The 17470-nt window shown below is 43.8% G+C and carries 19 protein-coding genes; 5 read left to right on the forward strand and 14 right to left on the reverse strand.

What is annotated here, in order from left to right; all coding sequences use genetic code 11:
* Positions 1-7: 7 nt before the first annotated feature.
* The 4 genes from nikC to ACL9RM_RS15465 form a co-directional block, all read right to left on the reverse strand.
* Complete coding sequence (nikC, locus tag ACL9RM_RS15450) at positions 8-862, reverse strand: nickel transporter permease (RefSeq protein WP_250268454.1); 855 nt, start codon at positions 860-862, stop codon at positions 8-10.
* Entirely contained in the window at positions 859-1803 is a 945-nt protein-coding gene (nikB, locus tag ACL9RM_RS15455; RefSeq protein WP_250268453.1) for a nickel ABC transporter permease, read from the reverse strand. Before nikB ends, nikC begins: the two co-directional genes overlap by 4 nt.
* A gap of 1 nt (position 1804) precedes the next feature.
* Complete coding sequence (gene nikA, locus ACL9RM_RS15460) at positions 1805-3340, reverse strand: nickel ABC transporter substrate-binding protein (protein ID WP_250268452.1); 1536 nt, start codon at positions 3338-3340, stop codon at positions 1805-1807.
* A gap of 209 nt (positions 3341-3549) precedes the next feature.
* Positions 3550-5013, reverse strand: coding sequence for a DHA2 family efflux MFS transporter permease subunit (locus ACL9RM_RS15465; protein ID WP_069291982.1), 1464 nt, complete (start codon positions 5011-5013; stop codon positions 3550-3552).
* Between the two features lie 136 nt (positions 5014-5149).
* On the opposite strand from ACL9RM_RS15465, the gene ACL9RM_RS15470 reads away from it, so the two are divergent.
* Together ACL9RM_RS15470 and ACL9RM_RS15475 are read left to right on the forward strand one after the other, a co-directional pair.
* Complete coding sequence (locus ACL9RM_RS15470) at positions 5150-5719, forward strand: TetR/AcrR family transcriptional regulator (RefSeq protein ID WP_069289627.1); 570 nt, start codon at positions 5150-5152, stop codon at positions 5717-5719.
* A gap of 201 nt (positions 5720-5920) precedes the next feature.
* The gene (locus ACL9RM_RS15475) at positions 5921-6172 is read left to right on the forward strand and encodes a YolD-like family protein (protein WP_061828313.1); all 252 of its coding nucleotides are present in this window, start codon (positions 5921-5923) and stop codon (positions 6170-6172) included.
* A gap of 206 nt (positions 6173-6378) precedes the next feature.
* Here ACL9RM_RS15475 and ACL9RM_RS15480 read toward each other — a convergent pair whose 3' ends face one another.
* On the reverse strand, positions 6379-6708 hold the full coding sequence (locus ACL9RM_RS15480) for a DUF3817 domain-containing protein (protein ID WP_061828314.1): 330 nt from the start codon (positions 6706-6708) through the stop codon (positions 6379-6381).
* Positions 6709-7216: 508 nt separating this feature from the next.
* Here ACL9RM_RS15480 and ACL9RM_RS15485 point away from each other — a divergent pair.
* On the forward strand, positions 7217-9271 hold the full coding sequence (locus ACL9RM_RS15485) for a stalk domain-containing protein (RefSeq protein WP_250268451.1): 2055 nt from the start codon (positions 7217-7219) through the stop codon (positions 9269-9271).
* A gap of 86 nt (positions 9272-9357) precedes the next feature.
* Here ACL9RM_RS15485 and ACL9RM_RS15490 read toward each other — a convergent pair whose 3' ends face one another.
* From ACL9RM_RS15490 to ACL9RM_RS15500, 3 genes are all read right to left on the reverse strand, one after another.
* On the reverse strand, positions 9358-9534 hold the full coding sequence (locus ACL9RM_RS15490; RefSeq protein WP_250261262.1) for an aldo/keto reductase: 177 nt from the start codon (positions 9532-9534) through the stop codon (positions 9358-9360).
* Positions 9491-9670, reverse strand: coding sequence for a hypothetical protein (locus ACL9RM_RS15495; RefSeq protein ID WP_250269016.1), 180 nt, complete (start codon positions 9668-9670; stop codon positions 9491-9493). Before ACL9RM_RS15495 ends, ACL9RM_RS15490 begins: the two co-directional genes overlap by 44 nt.
* A 112-nt stretch (positions 9671-9782) precedes the next feature.
* A complete protein-coding gene (locus ACL9RM_RS15500; protein WP_323873160.1) occupies positions 9783-10160 on the reverse strand; it encodes a MerR family transcriptional regulator in 378 nt (125 codons plus the stop codon).
* A gap of 155 nt (positions 10161-10315) precedes the next feature.
* Between ACL9RM_RS15500 and ACL9RM_RS15505 the strand changes: the two genes are divergently transcribed.
* A complete protein-coding gene (locus ACL9RM_RS15505) occupies positions 10316-10612 on the forward strand; it encodes a hypothetical protein (protein WP_422759377.1) in 297 nt (98 codons plus the stop codon).
* A gap of 211 nt (positions 10613-10823) precedes the next feature.
* Here the strand turns inward: ACL9RM_RS15505 and ACL9RM_RS15510 are convergent, their stop codons facing one another.
* From ACL9RM_RS15510 to ACL9RM_RS15530, 5 genes are read right to left on the reverse strand one after another with little or no spacing between them, the layout of a single operon-like run.
* Complete coding sequence (locus ACL9RM_RS15510; RefSeq protein WP_250268448.1) at positions 10824-12212, reverse strand: HAMP domain-containing sensor histidine kinase; 1389 nt, start codon at positions 12210-12212, stop codon at positions 10824-10826.
* The gene (locus ACL9RM_RS15515) at positions 12203-12862 is read right to left on the reverse strand and encodes a response regulator transcription factor (protein WP_068938789.1); all 660 of its coding nucleotides are present in this window, start codon (positions 12860-12862) and stop codon (positions 12203-12205) included. The genes ACL9RM_RS15510 and ACL9RM_RS15515 overlap by 10 nt, the downstream gene beginning before the upstream one ends.
* 37 nt (positions 12863-12899) lie before the next feature.
* A complete protein-coding gene (locus tag ACL9RM_RS15520) occupies positions 12900-13658 on the reverse strand; it encodes a lantibiotic immunity ABC transporter MutG family permease subunit (RefSeq protein ID WP_250268447.1) in 759 nt (252 codons plus the stop codon).
* Between the two features lies 1 nt (position 13659).
* Positions 13660-14391, reverse strand: coding sequence for a lantibiotic immunity ABC transporter MutE/EpiE family permease subunit (locus ACL9RM_RS15525; RefSeq protein ID WP_250268446.1), 732 nt, complete (start codon positions 14389-14391; stop codon positions 13660-13662).
* A gap of 1 nt (position 14392) precedes the next feature.
* A complete protein-coding gene (locus tag ACL9RM_RS15530) occupies positions 14393-15100 on the reverse strand; it encodes a lantibiotic protection ABC transporter ATP-binding protein (RefSeq protein WP_069289620.1) in 708 nt (235 codons plus the stop codon).
* A gap of 149 nt (positions 15101-15249) precedes the next feature.
* Here ACL9RM_RS15530 and ACL9RM_RS15535 point away from each other — a divergent pair, with 149 nt between their 5' ends.
* On the forward strand, positions 15250-16377 hold the full coding sequence (locus tag ACL9RM_RS15535) for an NAD(P)/FAD-dependent oxidoreductase (protein ID WP_250268445.1): 1128 nt from the start codon (positions 15250-15252) through the stop codon (positions 16375-16377).
* Positions 16378-16458: 81 nt separating this feature from the next.
* On the opposite strand, the gene ACL9RM_RS15540 is transcribed toward ACL9RM_RS15535, so the two are convergent.
* On the reverse strand, positions 16459-17325 hold the full coding sequence (locus ACL9RM_RS15540) for a MurR/RpiR family transcriptional regulator (RefSeq protein WP_250261270.1): 867 nt from the start codon (positions 17323-17325) through the stop codon (positions 16459-16461).
* Positions 17326-17470 lie beyond the last annotated feature (145 nt).

A 17470-nucleotide genomic window follows, 5' to 3' on the forward strand; every position in this document is an offset into this window, starting at 1 on the left:
GTACAGTTCACTCCTCTGTCCAGGTTTTAACATCATAACGGTCGCGCAGTTTGTCTCCCAATACGTTCGCCAGTAGCACTGTTAGCACGACAGCTATCCCTGGAACCAGCATCAGGTGGGGAGCCATTTGAAAATACGCTCGTCCTTCATTCAACATAGTACCCCATTCGGGAATTGGCGGCTGTGGACCTAAGCCCAAAAAAGATAGGGAGGCAATCATTAAAATGATTTTGCCGATATCCAGCGTAGCCAGCACAAGAACATTCCCAATTGCATGGGGGAGAATATGCCGCATGACAATCCGCAGGGAGGAGGTACCCGCCAGTATGGATAACGAAATGTAATCCTTTTGCTTTTCTGCCAGAACGGTACTACGCACTAGACGTGCATAACCAACCCATTTTACCGCAGTCACCGCGAAAATAAGATTTACTAAGCCTGGTCCGAGCAAACCGCTCAGTACAATGGCAAAAATATAATCAGGTAATGTCATGAAGGCATCGACCACCCGCTTGAATACACGATCCATCCAGCCTCCAATAAATCCTGAAAGCAGACCAAGAGGGACCCCAACAACCAGCGAAACGGCCAAAATCAACAAACTGGTTCCGACAGTCGTCCGAAGTCCAGCTATCACTCTCGATAGTACATCTCTGCCCAAATGATCCGTTCCCAGCCAGTGTGTAGCGCTGATTGATTGTAGTCGATTCCCCATCTGGATACGATACGGATCTTGCGGAGCAAGCAACGGAACGACTGTAATTGCTGCAAGAATGAGCAGGATGGAGAGCGACACGATCCATGCTTTGGACAATCGTGTTCTAGTGAGCTGCCCGTTTCCCGCATGTACGGATTTTATCATGATAAACGTTTCTCCTTCAAAGCGATTTCAGGATTGACCCAACGGTAGGACAGCTCTACCAAAATATTGATACATACAATGAATGCAGCCATAAATACGGTATAGCCCTGAATAATGGGGTAATCCCTTGCAGCAATGGCATCCACAATCCATTTGCCCAGCCCCGGATAGGCAAATAGCACTTCAATTACGACTGTGCCTCCCAGTAGGCTGCCTATACTCTCACTGAATACCGTAATGAGCGGGACTAGACTGTGACGGAGCATGTGTCTGAAAAAAATGCGGATGGGGCTGATTCCACGGGCTTGCGCCGCTTTGATAAAGTCTTGCCCCGAGCTTTCAATCAGACTTGCGCGGATCATTCGTACATAAACGGCTGCCATTGCCAATCCCAAGGTAAGAGAAGGGAGTACCAAATGAAAAGCGGTTCCTTCACCCATAGACGGCAAAATGCGCAATTTAACTGCAAACCATTCGATAAACAAAAGCCCCAGCCAAAAGCTGGGAATTGAGGAGCCGATTAAGGCAAACACACGACTGGCTCTGTCAATCCAGCGGTTACGGTAGAGCGCTGCCATCGTTCCGAGCGGGAGAGCTATCAGCAGCATAATGAACAGGGAGCCTCCGGTCAGCAGAAGTGTATAAGGCAGTTTTTCCATAAACTCTGTGAATACCGGACGATGGGTTAAATAAGATTGTCCAAAATCAAACTGAAGCAACTGAAGCAACCACTTACCATATTGCACAGGTAATGGTTGATCCAGCCCCAGTTGGCTGCGCATATCCATAATTTGCTGATTGGACACAGCTACATCATCGACTCGGAGAATGCTCCGAACGGGATCGCCTGGAACAAGCTTAAGCAGACAGAAGCTCACAAAGGAAAGAATAAGAAAGAACAAAACCAGTTCAAGAAACTTTTTGGCGATGGATTTGAACATGCTAATTCACATCCAGGTCCTGGGTCAACAAGTAGTATTCACTTTGGCTAGTTACCCAGTTATGTACGTAATCGCGATAGGCCACTACGTTGTTAGGATGGACCAGAAAGGATTGCAGATTTTGTTGGTCAATCAGCGTGACAGCCTCCAGCGCCAGCTTGTTGCGTTGTTCCTCATTCACGGTTGTGTTCAGCTGTGAAATCATACCCGTGAGTTCTGGTACATGCACACGCCCATAATTCAGTGCTCCTTCAGGCATGTAAGCCGCATTCAGAAAATAGCTTGCATCGCCGCGCGGGGCTGTAATGCTACTATAAGTCGCTAAATCCCAATCCTGATGTGCGGCGAGATATTCGTCAATATTATCAACCTGACGGATATCAATCGTAATGCCAAGTTCTTTAGCGTTAGCCTGAATCAGCTGGGAAATGAGTGGAAGCTCCGCTCTCGACTGGTAAGTTAGCAATGTAAGATGAAGCGGCTTGCCGTCGGGGTTCGCAACTTTTCCGTTCTGCACTGTATATCCAGCTTGCTTGAAGCCTTCTCGTGCAGCATTCAAATCAAACTGTTTCGTAATATATTTCGGTGAAAAAGGAAAGTCGGACAAGAACGGGCCTTGAGCAGGGGTTCCCTGACCAGACATGATACCACTGGCAATCTCATCCCGGTTGATCAGGTTATCGAATGCTTTACGCACAGCCGTCTTTTTCAGATCGTTATTGTTCATATTGTAAATCAGTTGATGCGTTCGCAAACTAGGAAGCGAGTCTACCTTAACAGTAGAATCAGCTTTCAATAGCTCCAAGCTTTCAATTGGCGGGCGATACACAATATCAGCTGTTTTGGCTTGAAAAGCAAGCTGACGCGCATTGGCGTCTTCGTTAAACATGAATTTGGCATGTTTCAACTTTACTTCACCGTTCCAATATTGTTCATTGCGATCTAAATTCAGTTCACTTCCAGCACGGAAGCTGGCAACCTTGAACGGTCCCGTCCCTGATGGGAGGTCACCTGTAGCTGTGGTGTCTATAATAGCCGTATTCGGATGAACCAGCTCAGACACAAATTCTGGGAAAGGCTTGTCTGTCGTAATGTTCAAAATTTGTCTATCCGCATGAATATCACGGATATGCAGCGCATTTTTAACCGATGGATTGAGCTTTATCGCTCTTTCCAAAGAGGCTTTGACAGCAGCGGCATTGACGGCTTTACCGCTGTGGAAGTTCACATCTGGTCGGATGTTGAAGGTCCAGTGCTGTCCGTCCTTGCTGTCCCATTTCTCTGCAAGCCAAGCTTCCAGCTTAAGATCCTTGTTCACTTTGATCAGTGTTTCACTTACTCCAGCACGAACAGCTGTGTAATTTACATCTGAATGAGGGTCTATAGAAGGGCTTTGCACGTTAAACAATAAGGTGACACTTTTATCTTGTGGTGCAGCAGATGGAGAGGGTGAAGCTGACGGAGATGAAGCGCAGGCTGCCATCATCACCGCCATTACCGCAGGTATAAATAGATTAAAATACGAACGCTTAAACAACAGGGAGTCCTCCTTAATAGTAATCGTAATTTTTACGCTTTAATTCATAAACCATATCGTAACCAAATGAAGGAGCTTTGTAAATATGTAATTGATGAATGTGTATGTAAATTCATATGAAAAAAGGCTGCATAACCAATAGTGAGATGGTTAGCAGCCTTTAAGTATATTTAGAAATGTTTAATTTGGAATGGCTAAAAATTTATGAATTAATGCATGGGTGCTTTGGCAGTGCCATGTTCAACATGAACTCTACGGATGAAAAACGCAAGGATCAACCCGATCACACTGATGATCATCGCAAAGAAAAATGAATTTTGTGATCCGATTGCCATGGCATTGGCCATTTCATTTACGGATTCAGGCATACTGGATTGGCTCAAATAGCTGTCCATGCCCTTCGAGAGAATGCTTACCGCTACGGCTGTACCGATAGCACCAGCAACTTGTTGGAGCGTGCTCATAATGGCCGTTCCGTCTGGGTATAAATCCATAGGGAGCTGGTTAAGTCCGTTTGTCTGAGCTGGCATCATAATCATGGAAATGCCGATCATCAAGCAACTATGAAGCACAATAATGAGTACGAGAGTTGATGTTGTTGTAATGCCAGACAGGAAAAATAAAACAGCGGCCACGATCACAAGCCCTGGAATGACAAGCCATTTGGGACCGAATTTATCGAATAGGGAGCCCATAATGGGAGACAAGAGACCGTTGATAATCCCACCAGGCAGAAGTACCAAACCTGCTGTTAGAGCAGACAAAGCCAGCCCTTTTTGCAAAAAGAGTGGAAGAATCAGCATCGTAGAAAGGATCGTCATCATACATAAGAACACCATAATAACGCCGATCACGAACATAGGATATTTAAACACACGCAAGTTCAACATAGGCTGCTTCATCTTCAACTGACGTACAGAGAACAGTATCAACGATACCAGACCGACAATCACAGGAAGCAGAACCATCAGGCTAGCCCAACCTTCGCCACCTTCTCCGGATTTACTGAAACCAAACACAACACCGCCGAAGCCAATGGAAGACAGGAGGATAGATAAAAGATCAATTTTAGGCTTGGTCGTTTCTGAAACGTTTTGCATAAATAAAATACCGCAAATCAGCGAGAGAACCAAGAACGGAAGGGAAATCCAGAAGATCCAGTGCCAAGACAGATTTTGCAGTACCAGTCCTGCAATGGTAGGTCCCACGGCAGGTGCAAACATAATTACCAATCCGATGATCCCCATAGCCGCGCCTCTCTTTTCAGCCGGGAAAATGATCAAGATGGTGTTAAACATCAACGGCAATAACAACGCTGTACCAATGGCCTGAAGAATACGTGCGATCAATAGCACTGAAAAAGTAGGTGCAAGTGCAGCAACGAGACAACCAGCTATTGAAAACAGCAACGATGTCACAAACAGCTGTCTTGTCGTAAAGGTTTGAATCAGCAATCCCGATACAGGTACTAAAATACCGAGTGTAAGCAGATAAGCGGTAGTCAACCATTGGGCTGTTGCAGTTGTAATATGCAAAATCTGCATCAAATCATTCAGTGCAATGTTAAGTGCCGTTTCACTGAACATCCCAATAAAGCCGCTAAGGAGCAGGGCAATCATAATAGGTAGCACCTTGAACGTTTTGGGTTCAGAGGGTGAACTCGATTGACTCATTGTATTCATGTTGTTTTTGTTCCTCCAATAAATTAATGGTGTTGAATTATAACGATCGGTCTATATATAATAAACATGTTGTTATTTTTTTGTCAAAGTATAAGTTATAACTACTATATAATGAAGGATGCTGTATATGGCTGGTAAACCCGAATCATACGAGAATATCGTACAAACCGCATCGAAGCTCTTCTTTCATCAGGGGTATCACGCGACCGGACTGAATCAGATTCTTGCGGAGAGTGGATCACCGAAAGGGTCACTTTATTATTATTTTCCGCGTGGTAAAGAAGAATTGGCTTTGGAGTGCATAAGAAGAGGGAATGAGTTTATAAAGCAAAAATTAAAACAGACACTGAACGGGAATGATAATCCAGTACTAGCCATTCAGGATTTTATCCGTAATACAGCTGAGGAGGCAGACCGTACCGGCTTTAACGACTTCATGCCGATTGGCTTCTGGGCTGCTGCGGAAACTTCCTGTATTAGTGAATCGCTACGTCATGCTTGTGTGAATACGTTTACAGATTGGCAGCACATCTATATGGAGCGCCTTCAGGATTCGGGCTGGGAAGAGGAAAAGGCACATAGTCTGGCGGTACTTATTATTTCGATGCTCGAAGGTGCATTGATTTTGGCCGTTACGCAACAGAGCAGTGCTCCTATATATAATATCGTGGATTACATTCCACAGTTGGTCAAATAATCCTGTCTCTTCGATTTTCAATCGCTCCTAATGAGCTCCAACAAGCAACTTTAAAAAGCCGATGTTTTCGGTTTTGAGAACTCGGCTTTTTTGTGGTTCTGAGACGTAATTTTACTCACATTACCAGCACCAAATGATGAAAAGTATGGTAAAATAGAATGAATTTGATTTTGATTTTGCACGAAGGAAGGGTGATAGCAAGTGGCAAAAGCGAAAGTACCCAAACGCCCTACTCGGGATGAATTTGTACTGGAGGAAATCGGGAATCAGCTTGTAGAAGCACAACGAGAGCAATCCGAAGTTGTATTGACCGTATGGGGACGCGAAGAAACAACCCGTGGACAAATTGTTAAAATGGACCCGAGAACAGGAAAGGTTCATGTAGAGAGTAATGGAGAAACGGATAAAGTTCCTTTTATGGATATTATGAGTGTAAATTACCCGAGAGATTAGTTGTTGTGATTACATAAATATAGCAGATAGGGAAGAAAAGAATGACAAAGTTAGAGTCTCCCTTACTGCGTGGGAAAGTAACAATTTACAATTCGCGTATACAAAAACAACCGAGTGGTTTAGAGCCATCGGTTGTTTTTGTATACTGCTGCATGAGTGGGAAGAGAAAGCAACGTTATTGTGTTGGCACTTTCCCTTGTACATGCTTATGTAGCTTTTATCGGGCTGGTATGACTGGCCCGTGCTTCGGCTTTCTTAAGCACCTTACGATCAAAAATGAAGGGACCAAACGGCAACAGCGATGCAATCAAGGCTGCAAGACTTTGCAGTAGCGTTATTTTTCGCAGAATCAGCATGACGACAGTCGCTACAACATAGGCCACGAACAGTACCCCATGGATCATACCCACCCAGCTTACCATTTGTGGCATTCCAGCTGCGTATTTAAGTGGCATAGCGATACACACAAGCAGCAGATATGAAATCGCTTCAATATTACCAATAACACCAAACATCTTAAAGGCATTTTTGAACATAATACACCTCCTTCTCCTATTGCTTAAAATTTAATATATCCTATAATGCAATGTTATTAAACGGTAGAAAGTTACGATATATCGAATATTTATAGCTGAATCCAAAGGTTATGTCAGAGCTTTCACATGATAGAAGTATCTCCCACCAATGCTTCATTTATCTGCTTCCAACGTCCCACAGCTTAGCGTCCCCGGAAACGATAATCGTAATTTTGTTTAAATTGTTGAAACAAACAATGGGGCTTAGAAAGATGGCTTGGAGTAAGAGAAAACACTAAGCTGGTGTAGTTTGAAGGCTTAGCATATATTGTTTGCGCGACCCCTATCTGTAAAAATGCTAGTGTGAAACCTAAACATTTTGTATGGAAATTCCGATAACAGTTAAATGAATGTCTGTACATTTTAGTGTGAATTTTAAAAGCTGGATTGCAGCAGAAGGGTTTGTAAGCTTGACTTATTAGTTTTGACAAATAAAATTTCCATACTGGTATCAAGGAGAGCATAGATTATGAATAAAAAACGTTTGCGTCAATGGATGGCTCCGTTCGCAACGGCTACACTGATTTTGAATACGGGATATGGCATTTTGGCACCCGATGCAGTGGCTAGCGCGTTGTCGACTGAAAGGCATAACTCAAATCTGACAGGCCTGAATACAGCACAGTTACATACCAAATTAGCAACCACTCAAGGCCGTCATGTGCCTGTTACTTCGGGCACGAAAGTGACTACGTTAACAAAAGGTTATAGTCAGAATACCTATCTTAACCAAATGCTAAAAGTAATGTCGAGTCAAATGGTTACTGCGAATATCGCACCGGCAGAGGTAAGCAATCTGACAGCGGTTCCTACAGAAACAACAAAAGTAAATTTGTCCTGGAACAATCCGTCGGACATTAATTTTGACCACATAAAAGTGGTAAATGTCACTAACGCTGTATATGTAGATAACATTCGAAGTAACTCTTATATGATGAGCGGTTTACAGCCGAACACGACATATACCTTTCGCGTGAAAACGGTGAATAAGAGTGGAGATGAATCTCTAGGTACGACAATACAGGCTAAAACGGCTTCCATTGATGGTCCTGTAGATAAGACACCTCCAGGAGAGGTAAGCGGACTGACAGCTACGAATGTAGGATATAACGCTTTTACCGTAAATTACATATTGCCTAAGGATGCTGACCTGAGCCAAGCGATCATCTATTTAAATGGTAAGGAAGTGCAGCGAACTACAGGGACGTCCTATTCATTCAGTGGATTGATTGCTTCCACAAACTATACAGTACTGGTCAAGACTATTGACAAATCCGGCAACATATCTGGAGGAATCAGTATTCCGGTTACGACCTCAGCACTCACCGTTGATACAGTGCCCGAAGTGACAGGAGCTTCAGTGACATCAGTTAATAACTATAGCGTCACTGTTTCCTGGACAAGACCTAGCGGAATTAATACGGTCAGTCTGTATAAGGATGGGCAACTGGTAACTGATTCAACAGGATCATCCTATACATTCAACAATCTTTCGGCAAGCCAGACCTACACGTTCACGATTAGGTCCAAGCGAAGCACAGGTGCATTGTCCTCTGGTGTGAGACTGACTGCCACAACGGACAGTACGTCCTCCAATTCGTCAGAAGTGTCCAATCTTGAAGTAGATAGTAAGAGCGACACCTGGATCAAAATCACCTACGATATGCCGAGTAAAGCCGACAAGGTAAAGATATATGTTGATGGTGATTATGAGGGAACTACAAGCTCTGAGTCCTATAAAATAACGGATTTGCGAGAAGGACGCTGGTATGAGATTAAGGTCGTAACTGTCAATAGTAATGGAAGAGAATCTAGTGGTGTTAAGATATCAGAACGCACGGATTCGGATGGTTACTACTCTTCTTCGTCATCTAGTTCATCGAACTATGAGAAAGCGAGAGATTTGATGCGAATTGCAGAAAACAGTCTGAATGCCTCCGATTGGCGTTCTGCCAGAGATGCAATCAGTGATCTGCCGAGCGGAACCCGTAAAAGCGATTTGCTGGATCGGTTAGAAGCTATTCGCAATAGAGCAATTGGGACCAGTAGTTCATCATCCGGGACGAGTTCTACTACAACAACAACTTCTGGTACAACGTCCTCATACCCTAACAATGCGGTTTCCTCATATTCAACTTCGTTCACCCTGACACCAGGAGCTAAATCAGCTTATGTCGATGGTCGTGCTACGACGATGGCTCAGGCTCCGCGAATCATAAATGGGGCGACGATGGTCCCGCTGCGCTTTATCAGTGAACGGATAGGTTACGAGGTGAATTATGAAAAAGCGACCAAAAAGATCATTCTGACTCGACCTACAGACGGCAAACAAGTAGTGCTTCAGGTCAAGAATTCTACCCTTGCCGTGTATGAGTTGAACAACTCCCGGAGTTATTCGACGAACATCACAGCTCCGGTTATTGTTAACGGCTACACGCTGGTTCCATTACGAGTGATTAGCGAGCTTTCGGGGTATCAGGTGAACTATAATACTGCATCCAAACAAATTACGATTACAAAATAAATACTTCTGCAAGAAAGGGTTCTAAAGTTTCCACTTTAGAACCCTTTCTGTGTATTAGGAAGTGTATGTAGAACAATGACAATCTGTTACTCTGTAAACAAGTTATTTTGATTGAAAAGAATATCGAGTTGCTTAAGCTCGCCACTTGTTAGTCGAACACCCAGAGTTTGAAGATTGGACTCGATTTGATCAGGCTTGGTTGCACCTGGAATAATTAGATCAACGGCTGAACGCGTTAATAGCCAAGCTAGCGCCTTTTGCAAGGGTAGTTCTAATTAATTGTCGGCCTAGAGTATCATCGACTTTTGGATACATCATTGAATTACCTACCACACCTGCTCCAAAACCAAGTTTAAATGCTTTTAATCCTGTTTTTCCTATTGCTATTGTATTGTTCATGTTTATAAGCTTCCTTTTGTATGATGTGGAATCCTTGGAGGGAATCTAATGCACATCTTACAACCTGGTGTAAACACTAGGTCAAGCAGAGCAATTCAGTTTTAAAAAAAGATTAAGTTTGGGTCTCAAGCGGCAAAAAGTTATGGCCAAATTTTTGCCCGGTTTGCAATTTCAATTCAATCATATCCTTAATTTCCTGAAGTTCTTGCAGCTGCTGATCTATCTTTTTTTGGTAATTGTAAAGCCTATCATACCATTCATTATTTGATATGTTGCTCTCATCTAATTGAAGCTGGATAATAGGTTTTAACTCCTTCAGCGACATTCCGGCTTTTTTTAAACACTTGATCATTAAAAGTGCCTCTTTGTGTGAATTGTTATATATCCTGTGCCCATTATTTTTGCGGGCCACGGGAGGAAGAAGACCTATTTTCTCATAATACCGTAAGGTATCCTCACTGATTTGGAATTGATCCATAAGTTCTTTCATTTTAAAATTTGTTGTCATCTCTCGTCACGACTTCAAGTGCGATCGTTTGAACGCTCCAACTAGTATCTAGTAGTAAGCTACAACTCTCGTGAATACGAATATCCTGTAGCATTTTTGTATAGGTCATTCTGCTAGACAATCGCTTTGTATTCTCGTTGGCATTCCTGTTCCAAGTGACGGCATACTTCATATTGGGTATTTTTATGGACGCGGTTCCTGCCGTGATTGCGATTATCTTAATTCTAGCGAATACTGGATTAACCTTTGCTCAGATTACAATGGCAAACACCATTTCTCGAATATTAAGCGGCAACCAAACCAGAGTTGGTATGGGTATCTATATGATGGGAAGCTTTATGGCGGGGGCTATCGGAACGTCTATTCTTGGTTCCGTACTTGATCAAGGAGTACAAAGCAAAATTATAGCATCATCCGTTCAGCAGCACATATAGTAATCCAATAACCCATGTTCCTTATAATAATCGCGAGTCTGTGCCAGGAGTGTTTTCATTCCGATGGCAAAATGATAAAACGCTACTGACCTTCATATGTCAGTAGCGTTTTAAATTGTTTCAATAACAAACGAGGAAGAGGTGTGTGCCTTATGAATCGAACCAAGCTTAAGAGCAAATTATTTATTTCGGTAATTTTCTCATTATGTCGCTAATGAACTGACGGAATCTCAATGCTTACCTGTCCGCCGCCTGTCTGGGTGGAGTTGGTGATGATCAGCTTTCCGCCATGTAGATTGACAATGGATTTTGTTATATACAGACCCATACCGTAATGTCCATTTATTCTTCTGGACGAGTCACCCATATAGAACTGCTCGGCGGCCTGTTTGAGGCCTTCTGGAGAGAAGCCTGGGCCTTCGTCTAAGATGCTGAACCGAATGCAGTCTTCCACAGACTCTACGGTCAGCTGGATCTCGCTATATTCAGGCGCCTGATCTACCGCATTAGAAGCAACATTCATAATGGCTCGCTCAAGTAGAACTGGGTCTGCATACAGCGTCTTAGGGAGGTTATATGCAGCGAATGCTACAGATATTTTTTTGACAGCAGCCAAGGCCATTATCTGATCTTTCACTTTCGTTAAATAGAAGTCAGCATCCATCGTTTCCGCCCGCAGGGTGACAAGCGTTTCCGCTTTTGAAATTTCAATAAGAGTCTTAATATACTGCTCCATCTGCCTGGTGCTTTCCGATATATAATCCGTATAGTTCTTTTGCTCTTCGGACTGATCGGTCTCGGATAGTAGCTCTACGTTTCCACGAACGATAGTGAGTGGTGTTTTGACATCGTGTGCTAGGGCGGATATTTGCTCGCGGCGGGATCTTTCCAGATTCCACTGTTTCTGAAGCGAAGTCTTTAACGTTTCTTTCATTTTATCCATGGAATGCAGCACCTGATCGATCTCCATCACGCCACTGAATTCGATTGAGAAGTCCAGATCCTGTGCTTGAATTTGTTTGGTGGCCTGCTGCAACCCACTCATCTTACGTGCCAGCTTTCGTCCGAAGGAGGAAGCCAGCAAGGCACCTCCCCCCAGAAAGGCGATACAGAACACGGCAAAAAAGGACAATTCCGCGTTCGGCAGGTATTGACGCAGGATAGGAAGTTCAAACTGAGCCGAGACAGAATAGCGCATCACAGTAACTTTATCATGATGTGAGACTTTTACATAGTTATAGGGAAATTGATAAGCAGTATCGTTCTGCTGTGTAACACTCCAAGCAGTTTGAGCCTGCTTTTCAGAAAGGTTTCCCTCATTGAGGCGGCCTTCCGAAGTGAATGATGCGTATTTATACAGTTTCTGCCGAGAATCCGGCTGTAGGGTCTTGCCAGCTTCAATGATTGTCTTGTCCTCCCGCACCTGATTCTCAGCATAGTTCGCGGGGAGAATGGTCCCACAAGACATCAGGACATAGAAGATGAGAACCAGGAACAGAGCGAGCGCAATCGTCCCGATACAGAACATAACTAAATAACCCAGAAAAATGGTTCGTAGTTTGGTTGTCTTGCGTGCTTGCTGTACTTTGGTTACTTCCATCGGTACCCGATCCCCCAAACCGTCTCCACTGGCGAAACCTCTACTTTGCCAAGCTTGGCTCGTATATTTTTAATATGCTCCACGATGGTGGCGGAATCGCTGTCCCCATCCAAGCCGAAGACAGCTTCGTAAATCTGCTCTTTAGGGAACACCTGTCCCCAGTTCAGGGCTAGAAACTTACATATCTCATATTCGCTTTTGGTAAACGGGACTACAACATTCTGAACGGTGATTTCCTTGCCGGACAGATTGAAATGAACTTCCCCGATGCAGAATACATTACGCCGTTCACGATTCTCCCGTCTGAGATGGGCGTTGATTCTTGCGCGCAACTCTCCAGCACCAAACGGCTTGACAATATAATCGTCCGCCCCTTCCCCAAGCCCTAACATCACATCGTTCTCCATGGATTTTGCGGTGAGGAACAGGATCGGGCAGTCTATTTTGCTGCGAATTTCCCGACAGAGTGTGAACCCGTCCATGGTAGGCATCATCACGTCAAGCAGGATGAGGTCAAAGGCTCCAAGCTGCATGGTGAGAACCTGTGGGGAGTCGGAGACCACCGTGACAACATGGCCATCTTTCTGCAAAATATTTTGAAGGAGTGCCAAAACGGCGGGTTCATCATCAACGGCCAACAAGTTTGCCATGCTTAATTCACTTCCCTTGCTTTCTTTACTCTAGTCTTTATTCCGACGAATTGTGTCCTTCCCAACGACAAATCCATAATCCTAATAATACCATGATGGCTACGGTCCCTACTACGCAATATCTGACTCCCGAATCAAGCCGTATAGCTTCAGGAATAGATACTGCTGCGTTTATATCGTATTGCACCCAGATCGTGATGAACCGGGCAGCCCAAGTAGAGGGGATGAATATCCAATTATGATCACCCAGCCCTGTAAGAAGCAAAGCGGACAATAGACTCTCCATAATGCCTAGACCGATGGAAGCTCCCTTGCCGAACCGCAAACTAATGAAAAAATGCAGAAAATAGAGGAATACACTGGACATAAACAGAATGCAGGCAGCCAACACATAAAACTTCAAGCCATACGGTGACTCTCTCATAAGATATATATAGCCAGCCCCAAAGCCTCCGGAGGCAAGCAGCACACTGCCAAATCCCAAGATCAGGAGCAGGCTGAGCTTGCTCAGGAAAGGTAGCAGCTTCACTGGCGAGATCAATAGCTGCTGGAAATTTCCAGCGACTGCCTCCTGCTCAACAGCAATGGAGCAGACAATACCAATCATGGTAGGAAGAACCACGGCTAGAACCTGTAAATAGCCGTCCACCTTTGAAATCGGTGAATACGGAGTAAAGGAATAGTAGGCTAGAAAGATTGCTATGCCTAAAAGCGGCACAAACAGCTGCACAAGCAGTAAGGGCTGCCTTCTAAGTTTAAGCATATCGGATTTCAGATAGCGGAAAAAAGAAATCATCTTATTTAGCCTCCCGCTTGCGGAAGGACATCGCCGTCAGTATCGACAGAATTATAAACAGGCAGATTGTGATCACTAGGCCGGGCACAATCACGCCTTTATCCAAAAGCGGATCTCCTGAAGGAACGGCAAGCCCATTAGGTAGCACTTTAATGACGGCGCACATTAATCGGGCTGGAATAGCATAAGGGACCGCCCACCACACAGAGGACGTAGCGAACAAAATGGTGCAAGATACGTTGCCCAGCATGTTAATAATTAGAGTGGCAAACATGCCTATTCGGTCCGTCAGGAACAGGCAAAGTGGAACTTGCCACAAAAAGGTGATGAAGAGGATTAGAGTTGCAGCAACGCTTCCTGCTAGTGTTACAGAAGTTGAGAATACGAATCCGCCAAGAGTTATCCCTATAAATAGGACAATAAAGGAAACTATTAAGAGTCTTACGCAAACCCCGATTTTACCGTACCATACCTGAGCCAAATCTACAGCCATGCCGAGGACAGCACGGTATTTCAGCTTCTTGCCATCCTTTTGGATCACTCCTGAGCACATTAAGGTGAGGGTACCTGGCAGCAGCATGAAATACCACCAATTGTAGCTGGCGCTTTGGAGCATACGTCCCCCCATGAGTACGGTACACAGAAGAAGAGTAGCGATGGGGGCAAGCCAGACCAACTTTTTTGTGAAGGTGCGCTTTAATTTTAGATGTTCGGCGGCTATATATTGCTGCATCCTACTCATCCCCTTTTCGGTATTCCTGTGCAATCTGCATGAACAACGATTCCAGGTTTTGCCCTGGAGTGACCGCCTCTTGATAAGCTAATACGCCGCCGGCAATGATACCGACATGGTCAACGATTTGTTCGACTTCAGATAAAATATGGCTGGAAAGAATTACGGTAATTCCTTGCTTCGGGAAGGAGCGAATCAACTCGCGTTGCTCCTGAATACCAATGGGGTCTAGTCCGTTGGTTGGCTCATCTAAGATCAATAGCTTGGGATGATTGAGGAGAGCAATGGCAATGCCCAGCCGCTGTTTCATACCCATCGAGAACTGGCCCGAGCGCTTTTTCCCGGTATGGGTCAAATCAACCATGTTCAGCACTTCATCAATCTGCGAATCAGGCAATCCGAGCAACGTTGTACGAACTTTGAGGTTCTCTCTAGCTGTCAAATTTTCATAGAGTGGAGGGGATTCGATCAGTGCGCCGATCTGAGCAAGATCTTTTCGGGACCAGGGTTTTCCTTGAAATAAAATCTCACCGGATGTCGGGCGTAGCATACCGGTTAACATTTTCAAGGTGGTTGATTTTCCAGCCCCATTTGGGCCAAGTAATCCATAGACGGAATTCTCCTGAATAGACAGTGTGACGTTGTTCACCGCCTGTTGTCGTCCGAAGGTTTTGCAGAGATTTTTAGTCTGTAAAATAATGTTATCCATATCAGTTCATCCTTTTCATTTGTTCTGACAACTACTTTAAAGATCAATTCTAAGAACTTTATAAGGATTTAAAATATTAATTTCAAACTTTATGCATTCATGCACTATTCGCTATAATGGATACAGTGATGTAGGAAAGGGATGTAATCATGAAGAAGGTCATCGTAATCGGATCAGGAATTCTGGGGGCATCGACAGCATACCATCTAGCAAAAATGGGTGCTAATGTCATTATTGTAGATCGTAAAGATAAAGGACAGGCTACTGATGCCGCTGCTGGCATTATCTGTCCCTGGCTATCACAGCGACGCAATCAGGCTTGGTACCAGCTAGCCAAAGCGGGAGCACGTTTTTACCCTGGGGTGATTGAAGAACTCAAAAGCGAGGGAGAAACAGAAACTGGCTATGCTCAAGTGGGGGCTCTCAGTATTCATGATGATTTGGAGAAAATCAAAAAAATGGAGACGCGGGCACACTTACGACAAGCGGATGCACCGGAAATCGGTGAAATTACCCGGCTAAATGAAAAAGAAACCTATAAACGGTTTCCTTTGTTAGTAGAAGGTTATCATTCTGTTCATATAAGCGGTGCCGCCCGAATAGATGGTCGTGCGCTGCGGGATGCGTTGGTCCGATCAGCACAAAAAAACGGGGCGGTCCTTATACATGGAAATGCTACGCTTCAATATGAGTTCGACCATGTAACGGGAGTAGTGGTCGGTGCACAAAGCTTCTCGTCTGACAAGGTCATTGTTTGTGCAGGTGCATGGGCAAATCAACTACTGTTGCCTTTGGGCATTCATTTTAAGGTTAGTTATCAAAAAGCACAAATTATGCATTTGCAGGTTCCTAATAGGCAAGACACAGGCACCTGGCCTGTAGTCATACCGCCTTCTGATCAATATCTGCTGGCTTTTGATAAACAGAAGATCGTAATAGGGGCGACTCACGAAAATGAAATCGAAGGTTACGATACGAGAGTAACAGCAGGGGGGATGCAGGAAATTCTGAATAAAGGTTTAGAATTGGCCCCTGATTTAGCAAACAGCACTTTTCAGGAGGTAAGAGTTGGTTTCCGTCCTTTTACACCCGGTTTTCTACCGGTGATCGGAGCTGTTCCAGGCTGGGATGGTCTTATAGCGGCAAATGGGCTTGGAGCATCCGGGTTGACTATGGGTCCCTTTATTGGAAATCAGCTAGCAAAGTTGGCACTTGGAATGAATTTAGATATCGATATCAATGATTATGATATTCGAAAAGCAATAGATGAAAGTTGAGCCTTGACTGAGGAGAACAATATATATACTTACTGAAAAAGTCGCCATATTGGCGACTTTTTGTTTTAGTGCATATTTATTTTATACGTCATTCATCATGTCATTGAGATGCGAATTCTCCAACGATTGTGTTAGGGTTTGCATGTTTTTCAAGTAGTCGATTTTATAGATACAGGAATAGATCACATTTAATACATAGTCAAAAGCAATTTGCGACGAAAATGTACCAATCTTGGCATGTTTTACTTCGTCATTAGGCACCCGGATACAGATATTACTGAGTTTGGCCAATTCACTTTGATTGGTTGCTGTAATTGTGATAAAAGGGATATTTTCATGTGCGAAATGCCGTGCTGCTTTTAAAAAAATCGGCGACTTTCCGTGGTAAGTTAAAAACACAGCGCAGTCCTGTGTCGTAAGATTAGCCGTATGGTAAGCCCATTCAGACAGCTCCGTAGCTATAACCACATACTTGTTTATTTTTACCAATTTATTTTGGAAACTTTTCGCACGGATTTGTGAATCGCCCAACGCATATATAAAGATCCTTTTCGCTTGATCCAGCAATAGGGCTGTTTGCGACAATGAATTATCATCCATGAATGTAAAGTTTTTTTCAATCGTTTCTTTCATTAATTCTGCAATTTCTTTCGCCACTTGAAGTGGGGATTCATCATAACCGAAGGGATAGTTGGGGTCTACATTGGAAATGTTCTGGGTGTTCTGCTGAAACTCCCGAGCAAGTTTGATTATAAACTCCTTGAAGCCCGATAGCCCAAGTTTATGTGTTAATCGATTAATTGCGGAATGCGAAGTATACGTTGCCTTTGCAAGCTCCTGAATATTTAAGTGCAGGATACTTTCCTTATGAAGCAAAATATAGGATGCAATGCTTTTTTCGTTTGGTGTAAAGTTTTGCATTTCTGATAATTGTATCAGTATTTTCAACAGGTTCACCCCGGCTCAATTGAATAAAACGTTCGAGAAATAATATGAAATAAACATTTTGTTTAAAAATAAACAACCATTTTTAAAAATAATCGGTTGAATGTACCATTTTGGTGGCGAATCCTTTACGATCAACGTTCTTCTT

This window comes from Paenibacillus sp. S29 (assembly GCF_049319765.1).
Taxonomy (GTDB): Bacteria; Bacillota; Bacilli; order Paenibacillales; family Paenibacillaceae; genus Paenibacillus; species Paenibacillus polymyxa_B.

Bases quoted from the DNA above. Each gene is read 5' to 3' on its own strand.
- nikC (WP_250268454.1), bottom strand. From the start codon at position 862: ATGATAAAATCCGTACATGCGGGAAACGGGCAGCTCACTAGAACACGA.
- nikB (WP_250268453.1), bottom strand. From the start codon at position 1,803: ATGTTCAAATCCATCGCCAAAAAGTTTCTTGAACTGGTTTTGTTCTTT.
- ACL9RM_RS15465 (WP_069291982.1), bottom strand. From the start codon at position 5,013: ATGAGTCAATCGAGTTCACCCTCTGAACCCAAAACGTTCAAGGTGCTA.
- ACL9RM_RS15470 (WP_069289627.1), top strand. From the start codon at position 5,150: ATGGCTGGTAAACCCGAATCATACGAGAATATCGTACAAACCGCATCG.
- ACL9RM_RS15480 (WP_061828314.1), bottom strand. From the start codon at position 6,708: ATGTTCAAAAATGCCTTTAAGATGTTTGGTGTTATTGGTAATATTGAA.
- ACL9RM_RS15485 (WP_250268451.1), top strand. From the start codon at position 7,217: ATGAATAAAAAACGTTTGCGTCAATGGATGGCTCCGTTCGCAACGGCT.
- ACL9RM_RS15495 (WP_250269016.1), bottom strand. From the start codon at position 9,670: ATGAACAATACAATAGCAATAGGAAAAACAGGATTAAAAGCATTTAAA.
- ACL9RM_RS15500 (WP_323873160.1), bottom strand. From the start codon at position 10,160: ATGAAAGAACTTATGGATCAATTCCAAATCAGTGAGGATACCTTACGG.
- ACL9RM_RS15510 (WP_250268448.1), bottom strand. From the start codon at position 12,212: ATGGAAGTAACCAAAGTACAGCAAGCACGCAAGACAACCAAACTACGA.
- ACL9RM_RS15515 (WP_068938789.1), bottom strand. From the start codon at position 12,862: ATGGCAAACTTGTTGGCCGTTGATGATGAACCCGCCGTTTTGGCACTC.
- ACL9RM_RS15520 (WP_250268447.1), bottom strand. From the start codon at position 13,658: ATGATTTCTTTTTTCCGCTATCTGAAATCCGATATGCTTAAACTTAGA.
- ACL9RM_RS15525 (WP_250268446.1), bottom strand. From the start codon at position 14,391: ATGCAGCAATATATAGCCGCCGAACATCTAAAATTAAAGCGCACCTTC.
- ACL9RM_RS15530 (WP_069289620.1), bottom strand. From the start codon at position 15,100: ATGGATAACATTATTTTACAGACTAAAAATCTCTGCAAAACCTTCGGA.
- ACL9RM_RS15535 (WP_250268445.1), top strand. From the start codon at position 15,250: ATGAAGAAGGTCATCGTAATCGGATCAGGAATTCTGGGGGCATCGACA.